This is a genomic window from Vibrio lamellibrachiae, from assembly GCF_050337265.1.
GTDB lineage: Bacteria > Pseudomonadota > Gammaproteobacteria > Enterobacterales > Vibrionaceae > Vibrio > Vibrio kyushuensis.
In genome coordinates this window covers 1-12,571 of sequence record NZ_JAKJSU010000005.1, presented here as the reverse complement: position 1 = coordinate 12,571, position 12,571 = coordinate 1, and the positions used below count along the sequence as shown (strand labels likewise).

General features: G+C 41.1%; 7 protein-coding genes and 1 pseudogene. 5 read left to right on the top strand and 3 right to left on the bottom strand.

Annotated elements, in window-relative coordinates; all coding sequences use genetic code 11:
* Positions 1–2 precede the first annotated feature (2 nt).
* The 3 genes from L4C54_RS05650 to L4C54_RS05640 all read right to left on the bottom strand — a co-directional run bounded on the left by L4C54_RS05650 (position 3) and on the right by L4C54_RS05640 (position 3,319).
* Positions 3–632 (bottom strand): DUF3299 domain-containing protein, encoded by a 630-nt coding sequence (locus L4C54_RS05650; RefSeq protein ID WP_428807415.1) that lies wholly within the window; start codon positions 630–632, stop codon positions 3–5.
* A gap of 64 nt (positions 633–696) precedes the next feature.
* Positions 697–2,076 carry a metal-dependent hydrolase family protein gene (locus L4C54_RS05645; protein WP_428807414.1) on the bottom strand — a complete coding sequence of 460 codons (1,380 nt, stop codon included), beginning with the start codon at positions 2,074–2,076 and terminating at the stop codon, positions 697–699.
* A gap of 214 nt (positions 2,077–2,290) precedes the next feature.
* Positions 2,291–3,319: a helix-turn-helix domain-containing protein gene (locus L4C54_RS05640; protein ID WP_428807413.1), complete on the bottom strand. Its 1,029-nt coding sequence runs from the start codon at positions 3,317–3,319 to the stop codon at positions 2,291–2,293.
* A gap of 165 nt (positions 3,320–3,484) precedes the next feature.
* Here L4C54_RS05640 and L4C54_RS05635 point away from each other — a divergent pair, with 165 nt between their 5' ends.
* From L4C54_RS05635 to L4C54_RS05615, 5 genes and pseudogenes are all read left to right on the top strand, one after another.
* Positions 3,485–4,507 carry an HD domain-containing phosphohydrolase gene (locus tag L4C54_RS05635; protein WP_428807412.1) on the top strand — a complete coding sequence of 341 codons (1,023 nt, stop codon included), beginning with the start codon at positions 3,485–3,487 and terminating at the stop codon, positions 4,505–4,507.
* Between the two features lie 3 nt (positions 4,508–4,510).
* Positions 4,511–9,445: an ATP-binding protein gene (locus L4C54_RS05630; RefSeq protein WP_428807411.1), complete on the top strand. Its 4,935-nt coding sequence runs from the start codon at positions 4,511–4,513 to the stop codon at positions 9,443–9,445.
* Positions 9,446–9,761: 316 nt separating this feature from the next.
* Entirely contained in the window at positions 9,762–10,862 is a 1,101-nt protein-coding gene (locus L4C54_RS05625) for an HlyD family secretion protein (protein ID WP_428807410.1), read from the top strand.
* The gene (locus L4C54_RS05620; protein WP_428807409.1) at positions 10,852–11,856 is read left to right on the top strand and encodes a DUF2955 domain-containing protein; all 1,005 of its coding nucleotides are present in this window, start codon (positions 10,852–10,854) and stop codon (positions 11,854–11,856) included. Before L4C54_RS05625 ends, L4C54_RS05620 begins: the two co-directional genes overlap by 11 nt.
* A 45-nt stretch (positions 11,857–11,901) precedes the next feature.
* Positions 11,902–12,571 (top strand): annotated as a pseudogene (locus tag L4C54_RS05615) (FUSC family protein); the annotation flags it as partial.

Sequence of the window (12,571 nt, the reverse complement as noted above, 5' to 3'; positions counted from 1 at the left end):
ATTTACTGTTCGTAGTAACGCTCAATTTTTGAGCCTTGCATTGAATAACCCATTGTTAGTTGAGTCTTCCCATCTACTAAGTAAACTTCATCGGTTTGTTTGTCTGCTTCGATAACCCCTTCAACCCAAACTGGATATTGAATGTTTTCAATCTCAAACCCTTCAGGATAAGACAACCTGACAATTTGGTTTGCGGGTGGAGGTGGTAAGTGAATGCATGCACCGGCATAAGGCACTAATAAAAACTCGACAGCCTTAATACCCTTAAATTCGATTGGAACAATAAACCCAGGCATTCTTACATTGCTGCCCGTAATTTCCATATTTAGAGATTCCGCTTTTTCCTTTTCGAGCGCCATGTACGCTTCACGAGCTTTAAGTGTTTTTGTTACGTCTAGCCCTTGGCTTTCAAGTGCAAGTACTGCTTTTTCTAGCTCTTTTTTAGACACTTTGTCATCTTGTAACTGCAGGTGTAAAACAGACGCTAATAATTGTCTTTGATCCTCCGTGATCTCGGGTAATTGAATGACTTCTTCTGAAACAGTGGGTTTAAGTGTTTGCCAAGTAACTTGCTGTAATTGAGCTGAGACAGAAAATGAGAATATAGATAGGAGAACTAACAATTTTTTCATGATGATTCCTAATTAAGGTAGCCTCGAAAGGCCACCTTATTTAACGTCGGAGAGGTATGAGATCTTACAGTGTGTTTTTGTAAATCTTTCCGTCTTTCATAATAACTTTCATTGTATCGATACCATCACGTTTAGGGGCATCGAACCATTTTTCGTTAGCACCAATAACTGACAAATCTTCTAGTGGGTTACCTTCGACTAAAAGAATATCCGCATAAGCACCAGTTTCAATCACACCTAGTTTACCCTCGAAATATGGGTCTAAAGTTTCGCCGGCCAGTTTAACAATTTCGCCGTTTACTGACGTCATTGATAGTAGTGTATAGAAATTACCGAAAAACTTAGCACTTAGAAATATTGAGTGATCGGCTTGTTGCTCACAAGCGGCAACACCACCAACACAGTCAACATGGAACCCTAGTTTAGGTCTGTGCTTGTCTACATTTTTAATATAGTCGCCAAAGGCAGCTTGAGCTGTTTTTGCTTTGCGAGCGGAAGCAGGGTTTGAGTTAATTGCTTCAATTTCACCTAAGTAAGGAGAAAATGCTGTCATGTTGGTTGTCATGTAGGTGCCGTTTTTCTTCATGGCTTTCGCTACTTCGCCATCGAACATAAATGCATGTTCGAGAGTTTTAACACCCGCTTCTACATTTCGCATTAACGACACTTTGCTGTATGCATGAGACATAGCATAAGAACCATACGCATCGGCAACTTCAACAGCGGCTTTTAACTCTTCTAGTGAATAAGCGTTTAATTGCCACGGGTCAAATGAAGAAGCAACACCGCCACTTGACATAAGCTTGATTTGGGTGGCACCTTGCATGTAGTTTTGACGCGCACACGCTTTGATGTCGCCAATACTATCCGCAGTACAGCTCATACCCAAACGACCACCGGCAGATTGAGGACCATTGAAGGTTTCATTGGGCGTTGTAAAGTTCCGGAAGTCTGCATGAGAGCCAGTAGGCCCAATAAATGCGCCAGAAGGGTAAATTCTAGGGCCTTTTAGCTCACCGCTATCAATCGTTTTCTTTAGACCTGCACCCATACCACCAGCATCACGCCACGTTGTAAAGCCAGACATTAGAGCTGATTCTGCACGAGCAACTGAGCGGGCTGCGAGCTCTTCCCAGTTACGGTTGTTTTCAATATCAGGTAGCGATGAGCCATTCATTTGTAAGTGGCCGTGGCCTTCAATTAATCCCGGCATTAACGTCATGCCCTGGCCATCAATAACCATCGCATCACCCGCATCGATGTTTTCTTTTGAGATCTTTGCAATTTTGTTATCGACAATGAGAACGTGGTGATCTTCGTAAAGTTTATCTTCTGTTCCGTTAAAGATATCGACGTTGGTAAATAGGGTAGAGGCTGCGTTTACAGAGAACGCTAGAGTACAAGACACAGCAACTGCTGAGAGCTTAAGAGTTTTATGTTTCATTGAAGCACCTTTAGGGTTATCCATGCGTGTAGCTAAACTACATCGCGTAACATTCCAGACGAAATTTTTGTTACGAAGTTAATAGCGTGAAGCTGTCAAACCAAACAAGACAGCAACCAAAAGTTAACATTCAATAACTTAGTAGTAATATTCGCACTTTTCAATGACGGATAATTGCCATTAGGTGACATTATGAAGAGATGTTTATTGGAGGTTAATGATTCTTATTTTTAAGCATATTCTTATATTCCCTTGGAGTCATATGCATCAATCGCTTAAAAGCACGAGTGAAATGCGCAGAGTCAGAATAGCCCATTTTAGTTGCAATCTCGGTTATTTGAAGTACGTCACTTTTCAATAGCTGTATAATTTGACTAAATACCATACTTTCAATGACTTCACTGTAGGTTACGCCACTGTCTTTGAGTCTTCTCTGTATTGTTCTGACGTTAATGTTTAAAATTTCAGAGGCAATTTTAATCGGCAGTTTCCCCATCGAAATATAAGGTGCCATAGCGAGCTTAAAAGAGTCTAAGAATGTATCGCAAACTATAGGGGAGGAAAGAGGGGCGGCTGGTTGTGAGTGAGGTGCAGAAATGGGGTTCTGAATAATATCCTCTGGAATGTACAGTGCGGTTGTCGGACGGGAGCAATAGAATTGAGTCTTTGATAATTCAGGCAAACGAATAAATTCGTGATCATATTCAGTTTGAACACCTATCTCGATAGGGATCCATTTGCCATTAGTTAGGGATTTGAGTAGCTCACAAAGAAATATGACGGCGAACATTTCTCCATATTTGAACCAAATTTCATCAGCTTCTGTTTTATCTCTGACTAGCCACCACTTACCTCCGGCTTTCTTGGGGTAGACTCGGGCATCAGAAGAAGCGCTGCGCAATATGAACGAGAACTCTTCAAGTGCTTCTTTTAATGATTCACGTTTCGTGAGTAGAGAAGTAAACCTAGGGGTATAAATCTCTCTACAGGCGCGTGAAATTAACAAGCCAAAATCTTCAACGGATAGGCGACTACCGAGAACTTCTATAAGGTTCTTCAATGTAGTTTCTGGTAAGAAGTCATAAGGGATGTTTGGATTAAGGATGTCATTTGGAATCTGAGCATGCCTTATTAACGGGTAAAAATCGTCATCAAACTCGCTAAAAAGAGAGATAAAGAACTTAACATCCTCTCGTTTAACCAGTGCAATCGTTTGATTTATTGATGGAAATCTATCTGCCATGTGTCGCTACCTGACGTTAACATTTTCTGTATGAGTTAAATCTATGACACGGTTAACATGTTTGTAAAGAGGTAGTGATGCCATTCGCACATTATTTGTTTCACACCTACACTTTTTAAGAAATATTCAGAATTTCATTATCTTAAGTAAATGTGAGGGTTATTGATGAGTGAGAGAGCAACGTTATTGATTGTTGACGATACTGCGGAGAACTTAGACGTTCTCACCGGGCTTTTTAAAAACACTTATCAAGTTAAAGCGGCTAAAAGTGGAAAGATCGCTATTAAGCTTGCGCAAATGTCACCACAGCCAGATCTCATTCTACTTGATATTATGATGCCTGATCTTGATGGCTATGAGGTTTGCCGAGTGCTTAAGTCTCAGCCAAATACGGCTCATATCCCGATTATTTTTGTCACGGCGAAGATCTCACCTGAAGATGAAATAAAAGGCTTATCACTGGGTGCTGTTGATTACATAACAAAACCCATTACTCCAGCCGTCGCTATACAGCGAGTACAAACACAGCTCTCATTATACAACCAAAAGTTAGCGCTCTATTTGAAAGTGAAAGAGCAAACGAGTGAAATTAACCACAGCAAAATTGAGATGGTTAAAAGGTTAGGGCGCGCGGCGGAATACAAAGACAATGAAACGGGCATGCACGTATTAAGAATGAGTCACTACTGCCATGTATTGGCGCTGGCGTGTGGGATGTCATTGGAGGATGCTGATGTATTACGCGAAGCTGCACCAATGCACGATATTGGAAAAATAGGAATCCCTGATCATGTGCTATTAAAGCCGGGAAAGCTTGACGCTGAAGAGTGGCAAGTGATGAAAACACACGTTGATATAGGTGTTGATATATTGGGTGATACCGCGGGCTCTCGATTATTGGAGATGGCTGTTGATGTCGCCCAGTCGCATCACGAAAAATGGGATGGGTCGGGTTACCCAATAGGTTTATCTGGCGATAATATCCCATTGGTTGCAAGAATCGCAGCCGTTGCTGATGTATTTGATGCGTTAACATCTGAGCGGCCATATAAACAGGCATGGAGCGTAGAGAGAACATTAACCTTGTTGAGAGAGGAAAAAGGTCAGCATTTCGATCCATCATTAGTCGATTTATTTTTAGATAATCTTGATGAGATCATAGAGATCAAGAACCGATTCAAGGATTAGTTGATGGGTGGTTACGTTATGAAATGGGTTCGTTCTTTGTTGCTCATAGTACTTGCATCTACTCATTTAATACTATCAATGCCAGTGCATGCAGATTCGTTACTTGAGGCACCTAACGACACTGAATTCACAACTCAAGAAATGAATTGGCTAGCAAAAAAGCAGATTCTACGCGTAGCGATATTAGAAGATAACTACCCCTACATGTTTAGAAACAGTAGCGGAGATGCAGACGGCATCGTCCCTGATTTTATTCAAGAACTGGCCGACCTAAGCCATATGAGATTAGAGTACCGTTTGACACCCAACTGGAAAGAAGCGAACAAGCTTTTAGAGCAAGGTAAGGCGGATATCTTTCCGGTGAGTTTTAATAAAGCGTTGAATCAAGGCAGGTATCGTTACACTAACAGTTACCTTCCATATCAAAAACAGCTCATTACTCATTCTTCTGCACCTTTAATACGTAATTCGGGTCAGCTAAAAGGGTTAAAGCTTGCTGTGATTGAAGGGGATAATTTAACGAACTGGGTAAAGAATAATTATCCGAATATCGTACTAAAAAGCTATAAAACGCGATCGGAAGCGTTGACCGCTATTCAAAACGGAGAGGCATTCGGTGTCATCGGTGAGCTAGTTTCTACGATGGCGTTAGCGGACAAGTTGGGGATTTTAGACCTAAAACCCAATGGCATGCTACAAAATTGGAGCGAATCTTTTGCGCAAATAACCCTGCCTAAAGATGAGGCAATACTTGAAAGCATACTCAATAAAGCACTCACTCAACTCAGCTATGAAGCACAAAATTACATCCTTAATAAATGGTTAAAAAACAATCCACACCGTATTAAGGTGAACGCTGCATTTGATTTTGGTAACCCTCCTTATATGTACGCAGATTCAGCCACTGTTGGGCTTGAATACGCTTTTCTCCAAAAAATCTTCAATAACATGGGGCTTCAAATTGGCGAGTCTCACCGCGCTTCATTTTCTACAAGAAAAGACATACTAAGGGTCGATCCAGACGTCGATTTTAATTCGGGAATCACAAAAATAAAGGAGGGTGATCACTACTACTCAGATCCTGTACTGAAAATAGAGTACATCGCAATCTCACTAAAAGCGCGTGAGGTGACGCTAACGGAATCCAATATTGAAGATAAGCTTAACATAGGCTCTGTGTTGCAAGATGGCGACTCACCGAGTAGAAAAGCGTTTGATATTTTTTCAGATCGAGTAAAACCTAAATCGAAAGTAGATCTCCCTTCCCTAAAGGCTGGGTTTACTGCGTTGAACGATCATTCCGTCGATATAGTCATTGTTGAAAAGCGAGTTTTAGATTGGTATCTGGAACATGAAAGCCGCCTCAATCGAAAGGCAATTAAAATACACGATGATTTTTTAGAGACTTACCCTATCTACCTTGAATTCCGAGATTCCGCGTTAAGAGATCGCTTCAACGCGTCATTAAGTAGCATTATCGAAAATAAACCAGCAATGCGTGAGTTGGTTAAAAGTCATATTGAAACGGACTTTCGACCGCAATTACAACGCGCTGATATTATCGCTCAAGTAATGGCGATGTATCTATACCATGATGACACTGAAGGGTTGGAATCGGTTATTAAGATATTCGATTTATCTCAAGATATTGCTGCTGTAGAAGTCTTTGGTAACAAAGATGGGCAAAAATTGTATAGCGTGATTAGTACCCCTGATGGATTACAACCTGTACAAAGCTTTGACACGTCGAATTACATTAGCGTGAGTAAAGATAGTGTCTATTTGACTGAAACGGGTAATGTTAAAGTTGGGACCGTTACCTTCTACTTTGATATTAAAAATACCGAGAATAGCTACGCATATTTACCGTCGTTGGAGTTTTTTAAACACCTTAGTGAAGTTGAACGCCAATACATTGAAAAAATATATGCAGAGAATCAATTAACCGGCCAGATTCTTAATTTAACCCCAATTGAACTGCGGTGGATCAAGTCAAACCCAGTCCAACGCGTAGCGGTTGATCCGAATGCATTACCCTATGAAGGCTTTAATGACACTGGTAAATATGTCGGAATGGTGGCTGATTTTATCGATATTATTAAATCAAAAACAGGGTTGATCATTCAGCCGGTTAATGTGAACTCTTGGGCAGAAGCAAAGCAGTTGGTCGACAGTGGGGAAGTCTCTGTTATCTCAGCTGCCGTTGAAAATAAAGCATTTGTTCGAGATTATCGAAGCAGCTTAGCGTTGATTTCAAGTCCTCTTGCGATTGCGTCTAAAGTGAATGCGAGTGGAATGTTACTGACGGATTTGTCTGGTTGGAAAGTCGGTATTTTACAAGGTGCTTCAAACACAAATAAGCTTACTAACCGTTACCCAGGTATTGAATGGGTGATGATCGACAGCACTGTAGAAGGTTTGCAAAGTGTTGAAGAGAATGAGCTAGATGCAATGCTCGATACCGTCCATGTCCTGAACTATTTGATTAACACTCATGGGTATCATGAAATGAGGATTTTAGGTCGTTCGGACTATATGGTTTCGCCGACTTTCCATATATCACGTGATAAGCCAATTTTGTATTCAATCATTGATAAAGCGATCCGATCTATCGATCAACGAGAGCGCAATGAAATCGTATCAAAATGGTCGGCACCTAAATATATAGATAGAACGAATTACGAGCTGATTTATATTGTGTCCGCTTTTTCTGTGCTGTTTATTGTAATCAGTTTGGCTTGGAATCGCCGTTTAAAAACACAAATTCAGCACACTAAAAAAGCACAGGCTGAAGCTGTTCTATTACAAGGGCAACTGTTTGATGTTCTTAATGCCTCCCCAATAGCTGCTGCAATTGTTCAAAACGATAAAGTCGTTTATACCAATGATCGGGCGCTTGAGATGTTCGGAATCGCGACGACAGAGGTAGGAGAGATTGATGTCGAGTCTATTTATCCAAGTACACAAACCCGAAGTGAAGTTTATGAAGAATTAGTAGAGAAACGGACAATTATAAACAAAGAGCTGATATTGAAAAATATGAAAGGAGAACAATTTACAGCGTTAACGAGTTATTACTTGATAAAAAATGAAGGTGAAGTGGCGACGCTGTTTTGGGCTTATGATATTTCTGAGTTAAAAGAGCTTAATGTTCAGCTGAGTCAAGCAATGAGCGAAGCCGATGCCGCCAATCAGGCCAAATCAGATTTCTTGGCCAATATGAGCCATGAAATAAGAACACCAATGAACGCTATATTGGGAATGTCATACCTAGCGCTACAAGAGCAGCAGAGCGATCAAGCTCAAAACTATGTGAGAAAGGTTCACCGTTCGGCTGAATTTCTATTGAGCATTATTAACGACATCTTAGATTTTTCAAAAATTGAAGCTGGAAAATTAGAGATTGAATCCGCTCCTTTTAAGCTAAATGCTCTCGTAGAGGGGTTGAATGATATCACCTCAGTTTCAGCACAAGATAAACCAATTAAAATTCTCTTATCTGCTAGCCCGCTAATCCCTAATGACTTAATAGGGGATTCAGTTCGTCTGTTTCAGATCTTGCTTAATTTAATTGGTAATGCGATTAAATTTACCCCTTCTGGTGAAGTGTCTTTAATGGTTAGTCTTGTATCGAGTGATGAGCAACATACGAGAATACGTTTTGAAGTAAAAGACACAGGTATTGGAATTGGAGAGAAGCAACAGGAAGAACTGTTTTCGGCTTTCTCTCAGGCTGATGCCTCGACAACAAGAAAGTATGGAGGAACGGGGCTTGGCCTCAATATAAGTCAAAATTTGGTTAATGCTATGGGCGGTGAAATTCAGGTAACTAGCGAACTAGGAAAAGGGAGCTGTTTCTATTTTGAACTTGAGTTTTTAACTAATCAGAATACGAGCGAAAGTAGCCACATTGGCGGAGCATTACAGGGTATCGAAGACATTCAAGATATGCGTGTGTTGCTAGTTGAAGATAATGAGACTAATCAAGATCTAGCGTTAGCGTTCTTAAACAAGCTAAAAGTAGGCTCTGAGGTTGCAAACAATGGACTTGAAGCGGTTAACCTCGCTAAGTCCAATCAATACGATGCCATTTTAATGGATATTCAAATGCCTATTATGGACGGCTTAACCGCAACGACCGAAATTCGCCGCTTTGACAGTGTCACGCCCATTATAGCGATGTCAGCCAACCGAACTGAAGAGGTAAGAGAGAAAGCTCGTATATGTGGAATGAGTGATTTTGTTGAGAAGCCCATGATTATTGAAGAGCTAGCTAAAGTGCTTGGCGTTTGGACTACGAAAGGGGAGGCAAGCGAAGTCACTATTGTTGAGGCAAATGACAACGAAGATAACAGAGTGTTTAGTGAGGCGTTAGCGCTTCAATATTGCAATCAAGACAAAGAGCTTCTTCATAAGTTGGTGGACAGATACAACCAACAAATGAGCTCCATCCTTCCGGATATCATTCAGCTGATAACCAGCGACGAAACAGTCGAGCTAGAGCGTTACGCACACACATTAAAAAGCACGTCTTCAGCTATTGGTGCTAGGCAGGCTAGCGAGTTATTTTCACAGTTAGAGAGTCTGTCTATTAAAGAAATCGACCAGATTAAAGTTGATGAGTTTCTAACTCAGCTAGAACCTGCTTTAACTCTATTAGAGCCTAGACTAATTGATTACTTAGCATCAAGCCGTGTACAGCTACTAGATTTGGATGATGAGGTGAGCATGCCAATCTCAGCAAACGAGTTAACTCTACTTATCTCATTGATTAAATCGCATGATGTAGAGGCGAAGGCGTTAACACAACGATTATTGTCTCAGAATTTGGCGAGCACGCAAGAGTTGAGATTAATTGCCGATAAGCTAGAGGAATATGACTTTGAGCTTGCGTTGGAGGAAGCTAACAAGCTCAACAACAACATAAGGACAGATTAGCCGTTCTCACCTTTCAAAGAAGCAGTGGTTAGTATTCGATACCACTGCCTCTAAATAATCGAACAATAGTAAACTACCCAGTAAACGTTCTAGCCAAAATAGCCTTATCAATTTAATCAATAATTCCATTTACTTCTTCGCCATTATTAATCTATTCGACTGCTAATAGAAATGGATTAATACGTCTGTTTTTATTTTTCTATTATTGTTTATCCCAAAAAAATGTGTGTCGTCAAATGGCATTTATTGATGATGGCTAGAGGTTATGGTTTCTAGTAACGCAACTTGTATAACTCGGTATAGAGTGAGAACGAACATGGCAGATAAATCTGAAGTAGATCAAGTAAATAAAAAGAAAAACAATAAAGTTAGAACAACGACAAACACGGTACTTTTACTGGTGTTATTGTCTATCGGCCTGTGTGTGGTTGGCGATAGAATCATTCCAACAACAGATAATGTACGTGTCGAAGGAAGCACTGTGTCTTTGATACCACAAGTTTCCGGAAGTGTATTAAATGTTCAAGTTGAGCCTAATACACAGGTTAAACAAGGCGACGTGCTAGCCCAAATCAATCCAATAGACTATCAAATAGCCGTTAATCAAGCGGAAACAAAGCTAAAACTCGCAGGACAGCAGGTAGAGGCGCAAATGGCAGATATTGTCTCTGCGCAAGCCAAACTGACGACTGCTATCATTTCTCAAGATAATGCCAAACGTCAGGGACAGCGAGTGTTGGCGATGGCAAGAAAAGGATTAGTATCTCAAGCTGATGCAGATAAAACTCAAGCTGAGTTGGATAAAGCAGAAGCAAATGTTTTAAATGCTAACGCGAATCTTGATCGCATCAAAACTCAGCTTGGAGCCGCGGGTGAAGACAACGCACAAATTCAAGCTGCACTGCTAGCATTACAGAAAGCACAACTCGATCTCGAACGTACAACACTCAGAGCACCATCTGACGGCGCAGTCACCAACTTTGACTTGTCAGAAGGCGCTTATGCTTCGGCAGGAAGCCCTTTAATGACGTTTATTGAAGAAGACAACCTTTGGGTTGAGGCCTTTTTCCGTGAAAACAGTATGGGTAACTTAAAGGCGGGGGATAAGGTTGAGGTGGCACTGGACTATTCGCCAGGAGAAACTTATGAAGGAACGGTTAAGTCAGTGGATCTCGGTGTTGAGTGGGGAGCGAACAGACAAGCAGGATCACTCGCAAACGTGAAGAAACAAAACGGTTGGATGCGAGATTCGCAGCGTATGCCCGTTACGATTCAATTAGACAGTCAAGATGCAGGGCAAGTGATGCGTATTGGTGGACAAGCGGATGTCGTTGTCTATACCGGCGACAATACTCTGTTTAACGCACTTGGCTATGCTTGGATCCGCCTAGTAAGCTGGTTCTCTTATGTTCGATAATATTGATAGTTCGCAGGAGAGAAAAATCCTACGCTATATTGCTGCCGTAGGTTTGGCGACTATCTTAGCAGTATGGCTTAACTGGCCCTTGGCTTTTTGTGCTCCGTTACTCACAGCAAAATTTGTTGTAGACAAACCACAGTTCCATATTTTACACGTCAAACAGCTTGGTTTTGCACTTATTTCAACCTCGATAATTGGCTTTATTGTATCGACGGGTTTACCTGAATATAAGTTTGCCTTTCTAGCGCTATTTTCATTAGCCATGCTTTGGGGCTACTACTTATTTACCGACCCTAAATGGGTCATGTTCGCGACGTTTTTGATCATCTCATTAATACTGATTCCGTCAGTGACCATTATTGATCAGCAAGCTGCGTTAGATGTAGGCGTAGGCTTCGCATTCTCAGGTATTGTGTCGGTAGCGATCTATGCACTGGCACATGTCTACTTTCCAGAAGATGATGGTGAAGAGTTTCAAGGCTTTCCTCCGTCACCACTGCCTAGTGATGTCAGGTGGGCCGTCGCTGTTCGTGCTTGGACAATTTCGTTTCCACTGGTGAGTTTCTTCTTCTATTTTCAGTTATCACAAGTATTGCTGACCGTTGCATTTGTAATGTTGCTCTCTCTTATGACAAACACGGAGAAAGCGGGAAAAATGACGGCATTTTTTATTATGAGTAATGTGCTCGGTGGCATAGTGGCATTTTTTGCCTTCAGCATCATCGCATTAGCGCCAAATATGTACATTTACATACTAGTAATGTTGCTGTTCATTATCTGGTTTGGAACCAAAATATATACCGACCCAACAAAAGCTCCATTATTTTGTACCGCGTTTACTGGCTTTACCGTGCTCATGGGGACATCAATGAGCGGTGGTGATCTGGATGACAAGTTCTATATGAGGATTTTTCAGATGTTACTTGTCACTGTCTATTTGGTATTCATGGCTTACTTCTTTGAAGGTAGAGAAGCCAAACGCGCTAGTTAGAAATATTCATACTTTTCTGTTGTTCAATATCCGGAATAAATTCAAATGTCAAAATCACTTGTTCAAAAATCGATGCCACCAAAACCGTACCTTGTTTTGGGTAACAGAATGTTCATTCTATCCATCGTAGTCTTACTGTTATCAGCCTATATTTATGACGTGGGTGAAGCATTTGTTGCGGTTGAAGTGGCCATTATTCATTTCTTGTTTAACCTAAAATTTGGTAGTGCTAGGTCGACTATTCTTGGTGCTATCTATCCTCTTATAATGACGCTTATAGCCGTACAATTATCGTTGGGAGCCTGGCCGTATACGCCATATTTATGCACAGCGTTTGTCTTTATTCTGGTTCTATTTGAACGAGACACACATCATCGCGGCGTTCCAAAATATATTTTGCCTTTAAGCTTTCTATTTCTTTCAATGATGATGCCTGTTGATATTCCGGCATCTGAATTAATACTACAGCGCTCTGCTTCTGTTGTTATCGGTATTGCAGCTGCGATATTTGCTAGTGTATTCGTTTGGCCTAATGAATCTTTTAAAAGCTCGGAGCCTGAGTTGGGGAGTCAATCAGCTTCAAGTGGCAAAATACCTCAAACCCCGACACATCAATTGGGCGCTGTAGACTTTAAGTATTCGGCGCGTAAAGCTCTGGGTGTTGGTTTGATACTTTCGCTTGGTTTTATTGATAGAACAGGGGCTGCTCTTGGTG